Origin of the sequence: Solwaraspora sp. WMMA2065 (assembly GCF_030345075.1) — a bacterium.
Classification (GTDB): Bacteria; Actinomycetota; Actinomycetes; order Mycobacteriales; family Micromonosporaceae; genus Micromonospora_E.
Window position 1 is genome coordinate 3,780,584 of sequence record NZ_CP128361.1, and the last position, 19,783, is coordinate 3,800,366.

A 19,783-nucleotide genomic window follows, 5' to 3' on the forward strand; every position below is an offset into this window, starting at 1 on the left:
GGGCGGCTTACACGTACCCGTCCTCGCCGCGTTCCTTGAGCGCGTCCACCAACCGTTTGACGTCCTGCGCCCGGTCGCGGGGGCAGACCATCACCGCGTCGGGGGTGTCCACCACGATCAGGTCCCGTACGCCGAGCGCTGCGACCAGCCGGCCGGAGTGCGGCACCACCACCAAACCGCTGCTGTCCCGCAGCAGCACCCCCGGCTTCTCCTCGGCCGCCGGGGCGCCGAGGACGACGTTGCCGTCCGGATCGGTGGGCAGCACGTCACCGAGGGTGTGGAAATCCCCGACGTCGTTCCAGCCGAAGTCGCCGGGGACGGTGCCGACCCGCCCGGCGGCGGCCGCGCCCTCCATCACCGCGTAGTCGACGGAGATGCGGGGCAACGTCGGCCAGACGTCGCCGAGCACCTCGTCACGGTCGGGGCTGTCCCACCGGGCGGCGATCCGGGTCAGGCCGGAGTGCAGCTCGGGTTGTTGGCGGGCCAACTCGGTGAGGAACACGTCGACCCGCCAGACGAACATGCTGGCGTTCCAGAGGTGGCGACCCGAGCGCAGGTAGTTCTCGGCGACCGCCAGCCCTGGCTTCTCGGTGAACTGCTCGACCCGGCGGACCGGCCCGGGGCCGATGGTGTCGCCGCAGGCCAGGTAGCCGTAGCCGGTCTCCGGCCGGGTGGGGGTGATACCAACGGTCATCAGCAGGCCGGTGCGGGCTCCGTCCACCGCCTGACGGATTGTCTCGACGTACCGGTCGGTGTCGCCGATCAGGTGGTCGGCCGCGAACGAACCCATCACGGCCTGCGGCTCACGCCGGGCGACGACTGCGGCGGCGAGGGCGATCGCCGCGCAGGAGTCCCGGGGCGACGGCTCGACGAGCACGTTCTCCTCCGGCACCGTAGCCAACTGCCGGGCGACCGCTGCGGCGTGCGCCGCACCGGTCACCACCAGAATCCGTTCCGGATCGGTCAGCGGTGCCAGCCGCGCGACGGTCGCCTGCAGCAGCGAGGCCGTGGTGCCGGTGAGGGGGTGCAGGAATTTAGGGTTACCGGCGCGGGACAGCGGCCACAGTCGGGTGCCGCTGCCACCCGCCGGAATGACGGCGAAGAGCATCAGCACATCATGCCCGGCACGGGCACGCCACCCGAGGAGATGGTGGATACCTCCCCGTACCGGTGAGTAGTGGCCGGGTCACCAGGCGGCCCGGTTCATGCTGGCGGCCCGGCTCCACGACGCCACGTGCACCTCGGCGCTGGATGACCAGGTGAACTCCTTGGCCCGGTCCACCCCGGCCTTGGCCAGCGCGTGCCGGCGGGCCTCGTCGTCGAGCAAGGCCACCAGGTCGGCGGCGATCCGGTCCGGATCCTCGCTGGTGTAGGCGACCGCATCACCGCCGACCTCAGGCAGCGACAGCCGCGGCGTGGTCAGCACCGGGGTACCGCAGGCCATCGCCTCCAGGATCGGCAGGCCGAAGCCCTCCCCATAGGACGGGTAGGCGGCGACGAGGGCACCGCCGAGGAAACCGGGCAGGTCGGCGTAGCGCAGGTAGCCGGGACGCAGCAGCCGCAGGTGGGCCGGGACGTCGGAGACGGCACGGTCGATGTCGTCGTCGTGGCCCTGCCCGCCGGCGACCACGAGCGCCGGCGGATCGGGCCGGTCCTGCACCGCGCGCACCCAGCCCCGGATCAGGTTGGGCACGTTCTTGCGCGGCTCCTTGGCACCGAGGAACGCGATGTAGTCGGTGCCGGTCAGCCCGAGCCGGGCCCGTACCCGGGCCTTCTCTTCGTCGCTGGGCACGTGGAAGGCGCCGCAGTCGACGCCGTGGTACGCCACGTCGATCCGGGCCTGGTCGGCGTTGAGCAGCCGGATCAGCTCGTCACGGCTGGCCTTGCTGGGCACGATCACCCGACTGGCCCGGCGCAGCGAGGTCTTGATCGCGCTGCGGAAGAAGGTTCGCCGCGACTTGTCGTAGTGCTCCGGTTCCGTGAAGAACGTCGCATCGTGCACAGTTACCGTTACCGGACATCCCGCCCGCATCGGACAGGTGTAGTACGGCGAGTGCAGCACATCAGCACCGGCCTGCTGGGCGAGCAGCGGCAACCCGGTCTGCTCCCAGGCCAGCCGGGCCGGGCGATGCGCGACGGCGGCCGGCGCGGCGATCACGTCGGCGGCCGGCAACATCCGGGTGTACCGCTCGACATCTGTACGCAGCGCTACGACGGAGAGCTCGACGCCGCTGCCGATGAGCGCGCCGAGGGCCCCCAGCAGGCCGTCAACGTATCGACCGACACCACCGCGGTCGGTGGGCACGCTCGTTGCGTCGATGAGTACGCGGGGCGGTCGACCGGCGGTCACTGGGCAACTCCTCTAAGGGGGTGGTGGAGGGTTGTGAAGAACGACACGTGTGCCAAGACTACGCCGCCCGACGCCGTCCGCCGTGTCGACGACGCGACCGAAAACGCGTCGCGGCGAACCGCGCCGCCGACGATCAGCGGGGCGAGACCACCCGGTGACAGCGTGTACGTACAGTGACGGCGCTACGCTCGGCCCGATGACCAACAACCTGGCCGGGCTGCTCGCGGTCGCCGTCACTGCGGACCCGACGCGGCCCCTGCTCACCTGGTACGACGACGCGACCGGCGACCGGACCGAGCTGTCCGGTGCGACGCTGGCCAACTGGGTGGCCAAGACCGCCAACCTGGTGGTGGACGGGGCCGGCGCGGCCGCCGGTGACCACGCCGACGTCGCGTTGCCGGCCCACTGGCAGACCGCCGGCGTCCTGCTCGGTTGCTGGTCGGCCGCGCTGGTGGTGCGGACCGCCCCGGCCGCTGGGCCCGGCACCCCGGCCGGCCGGGACCCCCTGCCGGCGCTGCCCGACGACCCGGCTGCGGAAGTGCTCTTCGCCAGCCCACCGGCGGTGCCCGAGGTCGATCGGCGGCCCGCCGGTGAGCGCTACCTGCTCAGCCTCGCCCCGATGGCGGCACCCGCCCGGGAGCTGCCGTCCGGCTGGACCGACTACATCACCGAGGTACGCGGCCACGGCGACCATTTCACTCCGTACCCGGCGGTCGACCGACAGGACGCGGAGCTGGCCGGCCGGGCCCGCCGGCGCGGCGCGGAGCTGGGCATCGGGGCCGGGGCCCGGGTCCTGGTCGACTGCGACCGGTACCCGGACCCGACCGACTGGCTGCTGGCGCCGCTGGCCGCCGAGGCGACCATGGTGCTCTGCCGCAACCTCGACCGGCAGCGCCTCGACGGGCGGGTGGACAGCGAAAAGGTCGATCTGGTCCTGGCCTGAGCGGTCGTCGTCGGCACCGCCTGCCGGTCGGAACCAGTCAGAGTTCGCGGGGCACCACTTCCCGCAGTTCGCCGTCCGGCGCGCAGACGTAGAACCCGGCCCGGTCGGCCAGCCACGGCTTGCCCGCCGCCTCACCGGCGCTGAGCAGCTTCTCCTGCACGCCGAGGATGATGTACCGGGACCCGTCCGGGTTGCCGTCGCGCCAGCCCGGGCCGTACAGCCGGTCGACCAGCAGCTCGCGACGCTGTCGCGGCACCGCGCCGTCCACCACCCAGTCGGTTGGCAGCCGGTACCAGAACGTCCGGGTGATCCCGGCCAGCGGGTTGAAGGCGTGCGCCCCCTCGACCCGGACGCCGAGCGTGTCGGTGATCTTCAAGCGGAAGTAGACACCCACGCCTGTGAGACGCGCTGCGCTGACGCTGCGTTGCCATCCCGGCAGAATCGGTCAACCCACCGGCGTCCCCCGGTCCTGGGCGAACCGGATGAACGGTGCCAACGCCGCCGGATCGGTCAACGCCCCGGCCGCCGCCGCCTGCCCGGCCGGCACCCCGGTGAGAATCTTCTTCACCGGCACCTCCAGCTTCTTGCCGGACAGCGTCCGAGGCACGGCCGCGACCTGGTGAATTCCGTCCGGCACGTGCCGCGGTGACAGCGCCGACCGCAGCTCACGCACGATCCGGGTACGCAGCGCGTCGTCCAGCCCGACCCCGGCCCGCAACGCCACGAACAGCAGCAGCTCCCCCGCCCCGCCCTGTGGATCCTCCAGGTGGATCACCAGCGAGTCGGCGACCTCCGGCAACGCCTCCACCACCGAGTAGAACTCGGCGGTGCCCAACCGCACCCCGCCCCGGTTCAGGGTGGCGTCCGAACGGCCGGTGATCGCGCAGCTGCCGTCCTCGGCGATGGTGATCCAGTCACCGTGGCACCAGACCCCCGGATACCGGTCGAAGTACGCCTGCCGGTAACGGCTGCCGTCCGGGTCGTTCCAGAACCCGACCGGCATGCTCGGCATCGGCTCGGTGATCACCAGCTCGCCCAGCTCACCGACGACCGTCCGGCCGTCGGCGGCCCGGGCCTCGACCCGCGCGCCCAGACACCGGCAGGCGATCTCCCCGGCCCGCACCGGCAGCAGTGGTACGCCGCCCACGAACCCGGTGCACACGTCGGTGCCGCCGGACAGCGACGTCAGCTGCAGGTCCTCGCCGACCGACTGGTACACCCAGGTGAAACCCTCAGCCGGCAGCGGCGCCCCGGTCGAGCCGACCCCGCGCAGCCGAGACAGATCGGCGATCTTCCGCGGCGCCAGCCCTTCCTTGCGGCAGGCCAGCAGGAACGGCGCCGAGGTACCGAAATAGGTGGCACCGGTGTCGGCGGCCAGCCGCCACAAGGTGCCCAGGTCCGGGCTGGCCGCGCCGCCCGGGGCCGCGCGCACCGCCGGATTGCCGTCGAACAGCACGATCGCCGCACCCACCGCCGGTCCGGAGGCGAGATAATTCCACATCATCCAGCCGGTGGTGGTGAACCAGAAGAAGCGGTCCCCCGGCCCCAGATCGTGATGCAACGCCAGCATCTTCAGATGCTCCAGCAGGATGCCGCCGTGCCGGTGCACGATCGGCTTCGGCAGCCCGGTGGTGCCCGACGAATAGAGCACGTACAGCGGCTGGTCGAACGGAACCGCGTCGAACGCCAACGCCTCGTCGGTCGGCGCGGTGAGCGCACTCCAGGTCGAGGTGGCCCATGGCAGCTCCGCCGGGTCCGCCGCCGACAGGTACGGAATCAGCACCCGGTGCCGCGCCGACGGCAACGCGTCCGCGATCGCCGCCACCTCGGCCCGGCGGTCGACCGCCTTGTCGCCGTACCGGTAGCCGTCGACCGCGACCAGCACCGTCGGCTCGATCTGCTGCCAGCGGTCGGTGACGCTGCGGGTGCCGAACTCCGGTGCGCAGGACGAGAAGACCGCGCCCAGGCTGGCGGTGGCCAGCATCAACACGTACGTCTCGGGGATGTTCGGCGCGTACGCCGCGACCCGGTCGCCCGATCGCACCCCGAGCCGGCGCAGCCCGGCCCGCACCCGGCGGACCTCGTCGCGCAGTTGCCCGACGGTGAGCGTGACCGGCGCTCGGGTCTGGCTGTGCGCGATCACCACCGGGGCGCCCTCGGCCAACCCGGGTGCGCGCAGCACGTGCTCGGCGTAGTTGAGCCGGGCACCGGGAAACCACCGCGCGCCGGGCATCCGCCGGTCGGCGAGCACCTGCTCCGCCGGCTGCTGGCCGGCCACCTCGAAGTAGTCCCAGACCGACCCCCAGAACCCGGCCAGGTCGTCGACCGACCACTGCCACAGCTGCTGGTAGTCAGCGAACCGCAGCCCTCGGGTGCGCTCCAGCCACGCCAGGTACCCGCCGATCCGGGTCCGCTGCCGCACGTCCGCCGGTGGGCACCACAGCACCTCGCTCACGACTGACACTCCTCCCCGGGTCGCGGCCGCGTCGCCGGACCGCGTGTGGCCGTCCACTTCCATCCTCGCGTACGTCGCGCGCCGCCGGCGGCGGTGCCGCTGATCGATTGTCCTGCCGACCGGGGCGCAACGGAGCGTGCCGGGAACACAAGCTGTCGTCAGCAGGTAGCGCAACGGGCACAGCCTGCGGCGTGTGCCAACGCGGACGGGAGAAAGTGCGCCGCCCCGTTGCGTCCCTGCCCGAGCCTCCCGCCCGAAACGGTACGGTTCGCCCATGCGTCATCTCTGGAGCTTCCTCAGCGGCCTGGCTGCGGCACCGCTGTGCTGGGTGCTGATCGCGGTCGGCCAGACGACGTCGGCCCGCACCATCGCCGGCTGGGTGACCGACGGCGGTTACCACACGGCGACCCTGCTGGCACCGGCCGCGTTCGTGTTCGCCGCCGGTCTGCTGCTCGGGCTGCTGGGCACGCTACGGTTCTCCCCGCTCGGTCCGCTCACCGCCGGGCTGGCTCTGGCGGCCCCGTACGTGGCGATGTTCGTCGACCCGTTCGGTGCCCGCGACCTGATCGGTACGCCGTGGCGGCTCTTCGGTGAACCGGTGGTGCTGCTGCAGCCGGTGGAGAACGGCACCCTCGCGTTGCTCGGGGTGCTGCTCAGCACCGCGGTGCTGAGCAGGCAGCGGTGGCGATCCCGGCCCGCGACGAACGGCACCGACGACGACGAGGCCGGTTCCGACGCGGCGGCGGCGGAGCCGTTGCCGGTCCGGCCACGCGGCGAGTTCGACCCGTCGCTCTGGTCGCTGCCGGGCGGCAGCGCCACGACGTCGGACGACTCCGCCGACGCACCGACCGGCCCGGACCGAGCCGACGCCGACCGGCCGGCGTCGTTGCGGACGAAGACGAGAACGAAGACGACACTGGCCGCGCCGGCCGGAGACGTTCGACCCGACGGCGACGGGCTACGGCCGGCCCGGCCCATCCCCCGGTCCAGTCGGGTGATTCGCTGAACCGACCCACCGACTGTTGCCGGTGACGTTGCGCCTGGCGGGTACCGTGCCCGGAAGGCACCATCCCCGCGAGGAGGTCAGATGCGGCACCTGGGCTCGCTGGTCCTGTCCCTGCTCCTCGCACCGGTGATCTGGTTCCTCGCCGGGCTCGGCCTGAGCGAGTACGCGCTGGCTCGACGGGACGCGTACAGCGAACCACCGCTCGACGTGTTCATCGGGTTGGCCGCGCTCGCGGTCTGCGGAGTGTCGTACGCGCTGTTGTTGCTGCCCCGGTTGTCCCCGGTCGGACCGGTTCTGGCCGGGGCGTCGTTCGTCGGAGTGTCGGCCTGGGCCACCGTCGACATCGTGGGGTTCTACGAGACGATGCCGCGCCGGCTGCTCGGCACGGATTTCGTCCTCACGGCGCCGGCCGAAGGGCTCGCCGTGGTGCTGGCCGTCCCGTTGTTGGCCACCGCGTTCAGCTCACGTCGTTGGCGGGGTGAGCGGATGGTGGCGCTGTACGCCGGCGGGCCACCGCCGCAGGACGTGACGCGGACCGCCCCGCTGCCCGGCCCCGGCGGATACGGCAACCCGAGCGGATACGGCAGCAACCCGGCCGGCGGATACGGCGGCAGCGCCGGACCGCCGGCGTGGTCGGCCCAGCCACCGACCGGCGATCCGGCTCGGACCATCGCTTTCCCGGCCGCCGCCAACCCGCCGCTGCGGCCAGCCCGATCGGCGACGGGTGCCGAACCCGACTCGGAGCACGACACGATGCGGCTGACCCCGCCGGGGCACCGGCGGGACGATCCGACCGTCGTGCTGCCGCAGGCGTCGGCGTTCGCACCGCCCCGACCGGCGGTCACCGGCGGCGACCCGGACGAGACCACCCGGATCAACCAGCCGACCACCACCGACCCGGACGAGACCACCCGGATCAACCAGCCGACCACCACCGACCCCGACGAGACCACCCGGATCGTCCGGACGACGGACGGCGCGGACGGCGGCGACGAGACCACGACGGTGCTGCCGGCCCGTCCCGACGACGCGGGGAAGTCCCCGAGCTGAGGCCGGCTCCGGAAGCCTCAGGTCAGGTCAGGGGGTCAGCAACTGGCGCGCCATCACGATCCGCTGCACCTGGTTCGTGCCCTCGTAGATCTGAGTGATCTTGGCGTCCCGCATCATCCGCTCGACCGGGTAGTCCCGGGTGTAGCCGTACCCGCCGAGCAGTTGCACCGCGTCGGTCGTGATCTCCATGGCCGCGTCTGAGGCGAAACACTTCGCCGCTGCCCCGAAGAAGGTCAGGTCTGCGTCGGCGCGCTCCGACCGGGCGGCGGCGACGTAGGTGATCTGCCGGGCCGCTTCCAGCTTCATGCCCATCTCCGCGATCATGAACTGGACGCCCTGGAAGTCGGCGATCGGCTTGCCGAACTGCTGGCGCTCCCGCACGTACCCGCGGGCGAAGTCGAGCGCACCCTGCGCGATGCCGACGGCCTGGGCGGCGATCGTCACCCGGGTATGGTCCAGGGTGCGCATCGCGGTGGCGAACCCGGTGCCCGGTTCGCCGATCATCCGGTCCGCCGGGATCCGGACGTTGTCCAGGTAGACCTCGCAGGTCGGTGACCCCTTGATACCGAGTTTCTTCTCCGGTGCGCCGAAGCTCACCCCGCGGTCGGACTTCTCCACAACGAAAGCGGAGATCCCCCGTGACCGGGCACCCGGCTCGGTGACCGCGAAGACGGTGTAGTACTCCGAGACACCGGCGTTGGTGATCCACCGCTTCACCCCGTTGAGCACCCAGTGGTCGCCGTCGCGGACCGCGCGGGTGGTCATCGACGCAGCGTCGCTGCCCGCCTCCGGCTCGGACAGGCAGTACGAGAACATCGCCGCGCCCAACGCCACCGGTCGCAGGTAGCGCTCCTTCAACTGCTCCGAGCCGGCCAGCAGCAGCGGCATCGTGCCGAGCTTGTTGACCGCCGGGATCAACGACGAGGACGCGCAGGCCCGCGCCACTTCCTCGATGACGATCGCGGTGGCGAGGGCGTCAGCGCCCGCCCCGCCGTACTGCTCCGGAACGTGCGGGGCATGGAAATCCGCTGCCCGCAGCGCGTCGTAGGAAGCGGTGGGAAACTGTGCGGTCTCGTCGGCTTCAGCGGCGTTGGGGGCGACCTTCGCGTCGCACACCTCCCGGACCGCTTCCCGGATCGCTGTGTGCTCCTCTGGTAACTGATAGACATCGAACGCCGGCCCGGACGTCATCACGCCCTCCCTCGCCTGGAGTGTTCCCTCGATATCCTGCTCGAGTGTGAGGATACCGGTGAGTAACGCCGATGCCGGTCGCCCCCGCCCAGCCGTACGGACTATCGTCTGCCGGGCAGCCGACCGGAACCCCTCGGCCGAGTCGGCACCCACGAAGCGGTACGCCGCGAACGTCAAAACCACGATGATTGGTGTCGAGCCCCCGGCACCGGGCCACCGAGTGCGACGCGACCACAGCGCCGCCAGCGCGAGCGGAGAACAAGGCGTGACCATCCCGTACCCGAACATCCAGCCCGTTCCGGCCATCGCGGCGGTGGCCCCGCCGTCGGGTGCCCCCCGCCCGCGGCTGACCTTCCTCGGCACCGGTTACCTCGGCGCGACGTACGCCATCTGTTTCGCCGAGCTCGGCTACGAGGTGATCGGCTACGACGTCGACGCCGACAAGATCGCGAAGCTGTCCGCAGGTGAAGTGCCGTTCCACGAGCCGGGCCTGGACGAGCTGCTCAAGCGGAGCCTGGCCGCCGGACGGCTGCGGTTCACCACCGACATGGCGGCGACGGCCGAGTTCGGTGACGTGCACTTCATCTGTGTGGGTACCCCGCAGCGGGCCGACGCGATGGGCGCCGACCTGTCGTACGTCGAGGCGGCGGTGACCGGTCTGGCCCAGCACCTGTCCCGTAAGGCGTTGATCGTCGGCAAGTCGACGGTGCCGGTCGGCACCGCGGAGTGGATCGAGCAGCTGGTCGGCAAGCACGCCCAGGGCGACCTGGGCGTCGAGGTCGCGTGGAGTCCGGAGTTCCTGCAGGAGGGTTTCGCCGTCGAGGACGTGCTGCGGCCGAACCGGATCGTGGTCGGGGTACGCAGCGAGTGGGCCAACGGCATGCTGTACGCCGCGCACAAGGGGGTGTTCGACCTGGCTGCCACCGAGGACCGGGAGGTGCCGTTGGTGGTGACCGACTTCGCGACCGCCGAGCTGGTGAAGGTCGCGGCGAACGCGTTCCTGGCCACGAAGATCTCGTTCATCAACGCGATGGCCGAGGTGTGCGAGGTGGCCGGCGGCGACGTCACCCAGCTGGCCCGGGCGATCGGCTACGACCCGCGGATCGGCAACCGGTTCCTGCAGGCCGGGGTCGGGTTCGGCGGTGGCTGTCTACCCAAGGACATCCGGGCGTTCCAGGCCAGGGCGCAGGAGCTCGGCGCGGGTGAGGCGTTGCGGTTCCTGCACGAGGTGGATCTGATCAACCAGCGGCGGCGGTCCCGGGTGGTGCAGCTCGCGGCCGAGCTGCTGGACCGTCGGTCCGGGCCGGCCGGGCCGGATCTGTCCGGCACGACGGTGGCGGTGCTGGGGGCGACGTTCAAACCCAACTCCGACGACGTACGGGACGCGCCGTCGCTCGCGGTGGCGGCGATGCTCGCCAAGACCGGCGCGCAGGTGCGGGTCTTTGACCCCGAGGGTACGGAGAACGCCCGCCGTGCGCAGCCGGACCTGGCCTACGTACCGTCGATGGTCGACGCGGTCCGCGACGCCGACCTGGTCTGCGTCCTGACCGAGTGGGCCGATTTCCGTAACGCCGACCCGGTGTCGTTGGGTGAGCTGGTCGCCGGACGGCGGGTGATCGACGGCCGGAACTGCCTCGACTCGACGTTGTGGACCGGCGCCGGCTGGCAGTACCGGGGCATGGGCCGCCCCTGAGCCCGGCACCGCCCGCGCCGAACCGGCCGGTCGTGGGTCCGTGACGGACCCACGACCGGTTTTTCTCCGATCTCCACGCCGCCTAGGGCTGTTCAACAGTTGCTTGGTTTAGGCATGCTTCGTAGGAAGTGGTCCACAGTGTGGTCCGGGCGTGGAGGAGGGTGCCATGAGTACGCCGTACCGCTGCGCCTCGTGCGGGCGGACCGTGCCGGCGGCGGCGACCTGCCCGCGGTGCGGTGCCGAGCAGCCGCAGTTCGCTGAGGACCTGGCCCGTATCGAGCGGTCCATCGCCGAAATGAAGGCCCGCGAGCTCTCGCTGGCCAAAGAGCAGAAGCAGACGGCCAGCGACCTGCAGGCGGCGATCTTCCAGCGGGACATCCTGTCCACCGGCGGTGCCGCCGGTCGGCGTGGCCCGGGGCCCCGGGTCTCGGTCCGCCGCCGGGCCGGGCGTCGACCGCCGACCGCCGACCAGGGCACCGCCCCGCCGAGGTTCCCCCGGCAGAGCCCCAACCTGGCCGCCGACGACGTGCCGCTGACCGGGCCGCCACCGGGCTCGGAACCGCCCGGCTCCGGCCCGGCCGGCTACCCGCCGGCCGCCGCCGGCGACGATCCGACCCAGGTCCTGTCGTCGGACGGCACCCGACCGGAGGCGTCCGCCCAGTCCATCCAGAACGTCCTGCTCGGCCTCGGCGCGCTGATGGCGGTGGTGGTGTTCGCCGCCGTCGCCAACAGCGCGTTGCCCGATGTCACCCGGTTGAGCGTGCTGTTCGCCGGCACGCTGCTGCTGCTCGCGGCACCGCCCGCAGTCGCCGCCCGCGGGCTCACCTCCACCGCGGAGACGATCGCCGCCGTGGCGCTGGTCCTCGTCCCGATCGACGGCTACGCGATCTGGGCGACCGACGCCGTCCGGGCCGGGCCGGTCAGCCCGTCGGCGTTCGCCGGCCTCACCTTCGCCGTCACCGCGCTGGTCGCCGCCGGTTACGCCGCCACCACCGGGCTACGCCTGCCCCGGTACGGCATGGTGCTCGCGATCCAGCCGGTGGTGCCGCTGCTCGGTCAGGACGTGATCCGGGGGCCTGCCGGGTGGGCGTCGGCCCTCGCCGTGGTCGCCGTGCTCGATCTGCTGCTGGTACGGCTACTGAGCGGCCCCGGGCAGCTCGGCGGCGGCTGGCGGTTCGGGTCGCCGACGGCGCCTCGACCCCGGCCGGACGCGCCGGCCGGGTCGGACAGCGGCAACCAGCCCGTCGACCGGTCCGGCGGGCCCGCCGGGTCAGCCGGGCTGGCACCGACCGGCACCGGCTCCGACCGGCCGGAGAACGCGCCGGAGGAGGCCGACGCCGTCGTCGAGGGTGAGCCTCCCGGTGGCGGCAACGGTGGTCGAGGGCCGGGCTGGCTGCCGCCGGCACCCACCGCGGCCGTCCTCTGGCTACGCGACCTGATCTGGACCCTGCACGGGCTCGCCGTCACAGCCGCCCTGCTGTTCGCCGTGGTGGCGGTACTGCGCGCCGACACGGTGCCCGACGCGCTGGTCGCAGCGGCGGTGCTGCTGATCGCCGCCGGGATCGGGCTCGCCGGTGGATTCACCCTGGGCCACCCGCCACTGCCGGACCTGGCCGCCGGCGTGTTCGCCCTGGCGGTCATCGGCGCGGCCAGCCGGGTCGCGGCGGTCGCCCTGCCCGGTCCGGCGCTGCTGCTGATCGCCGCCGTGGTCGCCGTCGCCGGAATCGGCGTACGGGCCCTGCCGGAGCAGGTCCGCCGTGGCCCGCAGCTCGCGGCGGCGGCCGCGTTGACCGTGCTCGGCGTACTGGTCGCCGGTGGCGCGCTGCGAGCGGCGCTGGCACCGGTCCGCGCCGCGTTGCCCGCATGGCAGGCCGACCTGGCCGGCTACCAGCAGAGCCTGGTCGACTACGCCGGGCCCGCCGACTGGCAGCTCGCCCTGGCCGCGCTGTTGATCACCATCGCGGCGGCGGTCGCCATGCCGGTCGAATGGCGCCGCGAGGCGACCGTCGTCGGCGTGACGTTGACCGCGCTGGCCGTACCGGCGTCCTTCGCACTGCCCTGGTACGCCGCACCGTGGCTGCCGGTGCTCACCGCCGTCGCGGTGGCCGGCACAGGTTTCCTCACCGACACCACCCGGGCCGCCCGGGTGCACGTGATCTGCGCGGCGGTGCTCGGCACCGCCGGTGCGGGCGCGGCGCTGGCCCGCCCCGGCTCCACCGCCGCCGCTCTGCTGGTGCTGGCCGCCGCCGGCGTACTGATCGCGGTGGCCGGGACCCTGCCGGAGGTACGTCGCCGGCCCGCCGGGGACGCGGTCGGCGGTTGGGCAGCCGGCGGTGCAGCATTCGCCCTGCCCGGTGGGGTGGCGGCGTTCGTCGCCGCTCTGGTACCGCCGCCGGGGCCGACCGCGCTGACCGTCCAGGAGACGACCGCCCCGATCCTGGCCGCCGGTTTCCTCGCGGTCTGCGGCACACTCGGCTACTCGGCGCTGGCGCAGGTGGCCGAACGGCAGATCCCCCGGCCGTTGACCATCGGCACCGGGCTCGGGGCGCTCGCGGTCACCGCTGCGACGTTCGGCTCCCCCGGCGCGACCGTCGCCGACGTGTGGGTCGCCGTCGGGCTGCTGGTCGCCGCAGGGCTGCTGCTCATGGCACCGTCGATCGACGCCGGGCGGCGGGCGGACCGGCTGCTCGACGGCCCCGACTACGCCGCAGCGGCCGCCACCGCCGCGCTGGTCGGCACCCTGGCCAGGGTCAGCGCGATCGTGGTACCCGGCACCGAACTGGTGGCCAGCGCGGCGCTGACCCTGCTGGTGGCGGTCGCCGTACGCGCCCTGCCCGAGCACTGGCGGCGCGGACCGGTCCTGGGCACCGCAGTCAGCGGTGGAGTCATCGCCGTCCTCGCCGGCTACACCGCGGTCGCCGGCGGCGTCCAGGCACTGGCCACCCCGGGCCAACTCTGGCAGGCGGACCTGACCGCCTGGTCCACCGAGGTCGCCGCCAACTCGTGGCAGGTGCCGCTGGCCCTGGTACTGCTCGCGCTGGCCGCCGCCGTCGCGCTGCCCCGACCCTGGTCGTTCCACGCCGCCGGCGTGCTGGTCGCGCTCGCCACCGTCGGCACCCCGGCGGCGCTCGGCCTGCCCTGGTGGTCGCCGATCGTGGTCGGATGCCTGGTCGCGATCGGGTACGGGATCGTCTCGGTGGCCGCCGACGATCCACAGGCAGCCACCGCCCGGGCCGGCGTCGCCGTGGCGGTCGCCCTGTACGCCATCGGCGCCAGCCTGGTCCGTCCGTGGACCACCGCCGCCGCGCTCGGTGTCGTGGTGCTGACCTGCGTGGTGGTGGCGGTACTCGCCCGAGTCGTCGCCACCGTGACGCTGGCCGACCAGTCCGCTCCGGCCGACCAGGCTGGTCAAACTGACCAGGATGATCAGGCAGGTACCGGGCAGCTCGTCCCCGACCGGGAGTCGATGCCGGCGCACCTGGCGAAGATCGGTGGCGCAGCGACCGGGGCCGCGCTGCTGGCGATGCCCGGGGCGGTCGCCGCGCTGGCCGCCGCGCTCGGCTGGACCACGGAGATCGTGCTGACCGGGGCGTTGGCCGCCTCGGCGCTCGGCGTCGCCGTGCTGGCCATGGTCCGCCGCCAGGTGCCGCACTACCTGCCGTACGCCACCGTCGGGTTGGCCGGCGGCGCGACGGTCACCGCCCTCGCGTCGCTCCCGACCGACCTGCCGACCGGCATGTACGCCGCCGGGGCCGCACTGCTCGGCGTACTCGCCGAACTGCTGCGGGCCGCCACCCCACCGCCGGTGGACCTGTCCCGGCCGAGTCGCCGATGGTCCGGGCTCGGCGGCCGGTGGAGCCAGCCGGGGCCGCTGGAGATCGGCCGGGAGTGGGCGATCAGCCCGGTCAAGGGTGCGCTGGCAGCCGCCGCGCTGCCCACCGCGTTGGCCGTCGCGGCGGTGGCACCGACGCTGACCGCCGCGCTGGTCGAGCCGTACCGCACGCTGACCGCGATCTGGCAGGGACCACCGGCCGGGCTGCTCGATCCGCCGGCCGCCGCCGTGGACCCGACCAACGTGCTCGCCGCGCTGCTGCTCACCGTCGCGGCGGCGCTGGCCGCGACCGGGTTCAACACCGGCGGGCCGGGCCAGGCGGTTCCGGTGGTGCTGCCCGGCGTGGCGATCACCCTGCTGATCACCCCGATGTCGTTCGGCGTCGGCTGGCCGGCGGGCACCATGGCGGCGCTGCTGGTCTTCGCGGTCGCCATGGTCGGACTGGCGCTGACCGAACCGCCGCCGGACACCGAACGGCACCGGCCGCTGCGCATCGCCCGCCGGCTGCTGTTCCTGATCGGCCTCGCCGCCGGTGGCGCCGGGCTTGCCGGCGCGCTGGCCAACGATCAACTGACCGTCTTCACGCTGGGCAGCTCGGTGTGCGTCGGAGCGGTGGCCGCGTACGCCGGACGCAGCCAGCCGGCTCGGATCCTCGGCTGGCTGTTCGCCTCGGTGATGGCGCAGATGTTCGTACTGACCGTGGGCCTTGTCGCCGGCCTCCCGCCGAGCTGGTCGGCGTTCGGCGTACTCGCCGTCGGTGCCGGCCTGCTGCTGTCCGCGACCCGGCTGCCCCGGCTCAGCCACCCCGAGGCGGTACGCGAGGCGGCGGTGGTCGAGTGGAGCAGCTACGCGGCCGCACTGCTCGCGCTGGCCCTGGCGTACGACTCGGCCGCGCATCTGGCCGGGCTGCTGGCCGCCTGGGGCGCGGTGCTCGGTGTGACGGCCACCCGGCCGGGCCGACGCGCGATGGAGCGTCGGGTCCTGTTCTGGCTGGCGGTCGGCTGTGAGATCACCGCCTGGTGGATGCTGATGCGGATCACCGACGTGGCGCTCACCGAGGCGTACACCTTGCCGTTCGCCGTCCTCGCCCTGCTGGTCGGGGTCCTGGAACTGCGGCACCGGCCGGACCTGAGCAGTTGGACGGCGTACGGGCCGGCACTGGCCGCGGCGTTCCTGCCCACCCTGGTGCTGGTGATCAGCTCCGGGGAGAACAGTTTCCGGCAGGTCCTGTTGCTGCTCGGTGCGGTCGGCACCCTGCTGGTCGGGGCGATGAGTCAGCAGCAGGCTCCGGTGGTGGTCGGTACGGTGGTCAGCGCGGTGACCGCGTTGCACGCGTTGACCTTCTTCGGGCCGTGGCTGGTGCTGATCCCGGTCGGTCTGGTGCTGCTGGCGCTCGGGGCCAGCAGCGAGTGGCGCCGGCAGACCCAGGAACGGGTGCGGGGCGCGCTGCGCGGCATGCGCTGAGGCCGCTCGGGGAGACCCGGCTGGACGGCTCCGGCCGCTGCGGCCGGCCGGGCAGATTCGGCCGGGGTTAGGCGGTACCGCCGTGTGACGCCTGCAGCGCGGCGTCCTTCGTGGCGACCAGCTCGACCAGCTCCTGCTGGTAGGCGAGCATCCGGGCGCGCAGCCCTGGGTCGGTGGCGGCGAGGATCCGCACCGCCAGCAGGCCGGCGTTGCGGGCACCACCGATCGACACCGTGGCCACCGGCACGCCCGCCGGCATCTGCACGATCGACAGCAGCGAGTCCATCCCGTCCAGATGTTTCAACGGCACCGGCACCCCGATCACCGGCAGCGGGGTCGCCGAGGCGACCATGCCCGGCAGGTGGGCCGCGCCGCCTGCCCCGGCGATGATCACCTGGATGCCCCGGTCGGCGGCGTTGCCGGCGTAGTCGAGCATGCCGTGCGGGGTGCGGTGCGCCGAGATCACCCGTACCTCGTGCTCGACGTCGAACTCGGCGAGGGACTCGGCGGCGGCCCGCATCGTCGGCCAGTCCGAGTCGCTGCCCATGATGACGCCGATCATCGCCCCTCCTGCAGCCAGCGGGCGGCCCGGGCGGCCCGGTTTCGGACGTCGGTCAGATCCTCGCCGAGCACCGTCACGTGGCCGATCTTGCGGCCCGGCCGGACCTGTTTGCCGTACAGGTGGACCTTCGCGCCAGGGTCGGTCGCGAACAGGTGGTGCAGCCGTTCGTCGATGCCCATCCCGCCGTCCGCGCCGCCCAGCACGTTCGCCATCACCACCGCCGGGGCGGTCAGCCCGGTGTCACCCATCGGATAGTCCAGTACCGCCCGCAGATGCTGCTCGAACTGGGAGGTACGCGCGCCCTCGATCGTCCAGTGCCCGGAATTGTGCGGCCGCATCGCCAGCTCGTTGACCACCAGGCCACCGCCACCGGTCACCTCGAACAGCTCCACCGCCAGCAGCCCGACCACGTCGAGCGCGCTGGCCAGGTCGATAGCCAGCTGCTGGGCCGCCAGGGCGAGCGGCTGCGGCAGGGCCGGTGCGGGCGCCAGCACCTCGACGCAGATGCCGTCCCGTTGCACGGTCTCCACCACCGGGTAGACCGCCAGCTGACCGAACGGGGAGCGGGCCACCTGCACCGCCAGCTCGCGGACCAGCTTCACCCGCTCCTCGGCGATCAGCTCCACCGCCGGGTCGGCTGACGGGTCGGCCGGGTCGAGACCGGCGGTGACCAGCTCGTCCGGCGTGTCCAGCAGCCACACCCCGCGGCCGTCGTAGCCGCCGCGCGCGGTCTTGACCACCACCGGCCAGCCGGCCTCGGCACCGAACGCGGCCAGCTCGTCTACCGAGCCGATCCGTCGCCAACGGGGCACCGGGGCACCCAGCTCGGTCAGCCGCCGCCGCATCACCGCCTTGTCCTGGGCGCAGCGCAGCGCGTCGGCCCCCGGGTGCAGGCGCACGCCATCGGCGGCCAGCGCCCGGATGTGCTCGCCCGGCACGTGCTCGTGGTCGAAGGTGACGACGTCACAGCCCTTGGCGAAGGTACGCAGCGCGGCGAGGTCGGTGTGCTCGCCGTACTGCACGTCGGCGGCGACCAGGGCGGCGCCGTCCTCCGGTGTGCGGGCCAGCACGCGCAGCGACTGGCCGAGCGCGATCGCGGCCTGGTGGGTCATCCGGGCGAGCTGCCCACCACCCACCATGCCGACGACGGGCAGTCCGGTACGGGTATCCATTGCGGCGACAGCCTAACTCAGCTGCGCGACCAGGTCCGCGACGGAGGTGACCGGCCGGTCGCAGACGAAGCCCCGGCAGACGTACGCGGTCGACGCCCCGCCGATCATCGGCCGGTCCGCCAGCAGCGGTACGCCGGCCTGGTCGGGACGACCGGCCACCACCACCGCGCCGGGCGGCGCGTGCCGCCGCGCCGCCCGCAGCAGCGGGCCACCGGTCGGGTCCTCGGTGACCACGGCGATCTCGTACGGACCGGACAGCAACGCCTCGCCGACGGCGGCGGCGTAGCCGGTGAACCGGGCGTGCCGGGCGACGACCGGCGCGACGGTGGCCAGCGCGGCCTCGGCGGCGGCCCGGTACTGCGGGGCGCCGCGCAGCGCCGCGTACCCGGTGAGCGCGGCGGCGGTGGCTGACAGCCCGGACGCGGTGGCGTTGTCGGTCGGGTCCGCCGGCCGGGCGACCAGCTGTTCGGCGTCGTCGGCGGTGTCGTAGAAGCCGCCGTTGTCGGCGGCGAACCGGGCCAGCGCGACGTCCAGCAGCTCACCGGCGAGGTCCAGCCATCGGCGTTCCCCGGTGAGCTGGTGCAGCGAGCAGAACGCCTCGGCGAGGCAGCCGTAGTCTTCGAGCACCCCGTCGGGCGCGCCGACCAGACCGTCCCGGGAGACCCGGCGCAGCCGCCCGCCGACCAGGTGGGTACGGGCCAGATGTGCACCGGTCGCGACCGCCAACTCGGTGGCCAGCTCGACGTCGCCGTCGGTGCCGGCCGCGGCACCGGTCAGATCGTCGGCACCGGTCTCGTCGGCACCGGTCAGGGCATCGGCGGCGGTGGCGAACTCGACCAACGCGGTGACCGCCAGGCCGTTCCAGGCCGTCACCACCTTGTCGTCGCGGGCCGGCTGCGGCCGGGCCGACCGGGCCCGGCGCAGTGCCGCCCGGACCCGGTCCAGCTGCTGCGGTGGCGTGTCGTCGACGTCGCGGGCCAGCCGCAGCACGCTGGTGCCGTGTTCGAAGCTGCCGTCGCCGGTCACCCCGTACAGGTCGGCCGCCCACCGGCCGTCGGCCTCGCCGAGGACCTCGATCAGCTGCTGCGGGGTCCACACGTAGCTGGTGCCTTCGACCCCGCCGGTGTCGGCGTCCAACGCGGAGGCGAATCCACCACCGGGTACGGCGAGTGCCTCGGCGAGGAAACGGACGGTCTCCCGGGCGATCCGGCCGGCCATCCGGTCGCCGGTGAGCCGCCACAGCAGCGTGTAGACCCGCAGCAGCAGCGCGTTGTCGTAGAGCATCTTCTCGAAGTGCGGCACGGTCCAGGTGCTGTCCACCGCGTACCGGGCGAAGCCGCCGGCGAGCTGGTCGTAGATGCCGCCCCGGGCCATCGCCTCGCAGGTGTGCTGGACGATCTCCAGGCTGTCGGCGGCGCCGGTGCGTTGATGATGCCGCAGTAGGAAGAGCAGGCTGAGATGCGGGGGGAACTTCGGCGCCCCGCCGAACCCGCCGTGCGTCGGGTCGTACTCCTTGCCCAGCGTCACCGCTGCGGCGTCGAGCAGGTCGGCGGTCAGCGGCGTGGTCGCCCCGCCGACGGCCTGCGCGCCGCCGACCGCCTCGGCTACCGCGGCCCCCTGGCGCAGCACGGCGTCGCGCTGGTCGCGCCAGGCGGCGCCGACCGAGTGGAGTAGCCGGACGAAGTTCGCCTGCGGGAAGTAGGTCCCGCAGAAGAACGGGGTGCCGTCGGCGGTGGCGAACACGGTCATCGGCCAGCCGCCCTGACCGGTCATCGCCTGGGTCGCGGCCAGGTAGACCGCGTCCACGTCGGGGCGTTCCTCCCGGTCCACTTTGATCGCGACGAAATTGTCGTTGATCAGCTGCCCGACCGCGTCGTCCTCGAACGACTCGTGCGCCATCACGTGGCACCAGTGGCAGGCCGCATACCCGACCGAGATCAGCACCGGCACGTCCCGGCGGCGGGCCTCATCGAATGCCTCCGGGCACCACGGCCACCAGTCGACCGGGTTGTCGGCATGCTGCTGCAGGTACGGGCTGGTCGCCTCGCCGAGCCGGTTCACGCTG

13 protein-coding genes are annotated in these 19,783 nt (G+C 73.2%); 5 read left to right on the top strand and 8 right to left on the bottom strand.

The annotated features are described in order from the left end of the window. Positions 1–7: 7 nt before the first annotated feature. A complete protein-coding gene (locus tag O7610_RS17170; RefSeq protein WP_281551745.1) occupies positions 8–1,108 on the bottom strand; it encodes a mannose-1-phosphate guanylyltransferase in 1,101 nt (366 codons plus the stop codon). Positions 1,109–1,186: 78 nt separating this feature from the next. Next, the gene (locus tag O7610_RS17175) at positions 1,187–2,350 is read right to left on the bottom strand and encodes a glycosyltransferase family 4 protein (RefSeq protein ID WP_281551746.1); all 1,164 of its coding nucleotides are present in this window, start codon (positions 2,348–2,350) and stop codon (positions 1,187–1,189) included. A gap of 196 nt (positions 2,351–2,546) precedes the next feature. Between O7610_RS17175 and O7610_RS17180 the strand changes: the two genes are divergently transcribed. Continuing rightward, on the top strand, positions 2,547–3,293 hold the full coding sequence (locus O7610_RS17180; protein ID WP_281551747.1) for a TIGR03089 family protein: 747 nt from the start codon (positions 2,547–2,549) through the stop codon (positions 3,291–3,293). 37 nt (positions 3,294–3,330) lie between these two features. Here the strand turns inward: O7610_RS17180 and O7610_RS17185 are convergent, their stop codons facing one another. Further along, positions 3,331–3,669, bottom strand: a complete 339-nt coding sequence (locus O7610_RS17185; protein WP_281551748.1) for a hypothetical protein — start codon at positions 3,667–3,669, stop codon at positions 3,331–3,333. Between the two features lie 69 nt (positions 3,670–3,738). Continuing rightward, entirely contained in the window at positions 3,739–5,748 is a 2,010-nt protein-coding gene (locus tag O7610_RS17190) for an acetoacetate--CoA ligase (protein ID WP_289211360.1), read from the bottom strand. Positions 5,749–6,022: 274 nt separating this feature from the next. Here O7610_RS17190 and O7610_RS17195 point away from each other — a divergent pair, with 274 nt between their 5' ends. Further along, positions 6,023–6,754, top strand: coding sequence for a hypothetical protein (locus O7610_RS17195; protein WP_281551750.1), 732 nt, complete (start codon positions 6,023–6,025; stop codon positions 6,752–6,754). 81 nt (positions 6,755–6,835) lie between these two features. Continuing rightward, on the top strand, positions 6,836–7,804 hold the full coding sequence (locus tag O7610_RS17200) for a hypothetical protein (protein ID WP_281551751.1): 969 nt from the start codon (positions 6,836–6,838) through the stop codon (positions 7,802–7,804). Positions 7,805–7,831: 27 nt separating this feature from the next. Here O7610_RS17200 and O7610_RS17205 read toward each other — a convergent pair whose 3' ends face one another. Beyond that, entirely contained in the window at positions 7,832–8,995 is a 1,164-nt protein-coding gene (locus O7610_RS17205) for an acyl-CoA dehydrogenase family protein (protein ID WP_281551752.1), read from the bottom strand. 265 nt (positions 8,996–9,260) lie between these two features. Between O7610_RS17205 and O7610_RS17210 the strand changes: the two genes are divergently transcribed. Together O7610_RS17210 and O7610_RS17215 are read left to right on the top strand one after the other, a co-directional pair. Then, a complete protein-coding gene (locus tag O7610_RS17210; protein ID WP_281551753.1) occupies positions 9,261–10,688 on the top strand; it encodes a UDP-glucose dehydrogenase family protein in 1,428 nt (475 codons plus the stop codon). Between the two features lie 166 nt (positions 10,689–10,854). Further along, entirely contained in the window at positions 10,855–15,984 is a 5,130-nt protein-coding gene (locus O7610_RS17215; RefSeq protein WP_289211361.1) for an SCO7613 C-terminal domain-containing membrane protein, read from the top strand. Positions 15,985–16,051: 67 nt separating this feature from the next. Here O7610_RS17215 and purE read toward each other — a convergent pair whose 3' ends face one another. Genes purE through O7610_RS17230 form a run of 3 tightly spaced genes read right to left on the bottom strand, consistent with a single transcriptional unit; the run spans position 16,052 to position 19,779 of the window. Then, positions 16,052–16,546, bottom strand: coding sequence for a 5-(carboxyamino)imidazole ribonucleotide mutase (gene purE / locus O7610_RS17220; RefSeq protein WP_281551755.1), 495 nt, complete (start codon positions 16,544–16,546; stop codon positions 16,052–16,054). Continuing rightward, the gene (locus tag O7610_RS17225; protein WP_281551756.1) at positions 16,543–17,718 is read right to left on the bottom strand and encodes a 5-(carboxyamino)imidazole ribonucleotide synthase; all 1,176 of its coding nucleotides are present in this window, start codon (positions 17,716–17,718) and stop codon (positions 16,543–16,545) included. The genes purE and O7610_RS17225 overlap by 4 nt, the downstream gene beginning before the upstream one ends. Before the next feature lie 12 nt (positions 17,719–17,730). After that, complete coding sequence (locus O7610_RS17230; RefSeq protein WP_289213638.1) at positions 17,731–19,779, bottom strand: thioredoxin domain-containing protein; 2,049 nt, start codon at positions 19,777–19,779, stop codon at positions 17,731–17,733. Between the last annotated feature and the right edge of the window lie 4 nt (positions 19,780–19,783).

What these genes read in the sequence shown, in the direction of transcription:
- O7610_RS17200 (WP_281551751.1), top strand. Translation starts at nt 6,836, where the DNA reads ATGCGGCACCTGGGCTCGCTGGTCCTGTCCCTGCTCCTCGCACCGGTG.
- purE (WP_281551755.1), bottom strand. Translation starts at nt 16,546, where the DNA reads ATGATCGGCGTCATCATGGGCAGCGACTCGGACTGGCCGACGATGCGG.
- O7610_RS17195 (WP_281551750.1), top strand. Translation starts at nt 6,023, where the DNA reads ATGCGTCATCTCTGGAGCTTCCTCAGCGGCCTGGCTGCGGCACCGCTG.
- O7610_RS17215 (WP_289211361.1), top strand. Translation starts at nt 10,855, where the DNA reads ATGAGTACGCCGTACCGCTGCGCCTCGTGCGGGCGGACCGTGCCGGCG.
- O7610_RS17170 (WP_281551745.1), bottom strand. Translation starts at nt 1,108, where the DNA reads ATGCTCTTCGCCGTCATTCCGGCGGGTGGCAGCGGCACCCGACTGTGG.
- O7610_RS17205 (WP_281551752.1), bottom strand. Translation starts at nt 8,995, where the DNA reads ATGACGTCCGGGCCGGCGTTCGATGTCTATCAGTTACCAGAGGAGCAC.
- O7610_RS17180 (WP_281551747.1), top strand. Translation starts at nt 2,547, where the DNA reads ATGACCAACAACCTGGCCGGGCTGCTCGCGGTCGCCGTCACTGCGGAC.
- O7610_RS17225 (WP_281551756.1), bottom strand. Translation starts at nt 17,718, where the DNA reads ATGGATACCCGTACCGGACTGCCCGTCGTCGGCATGGTGGGTGGTGGG.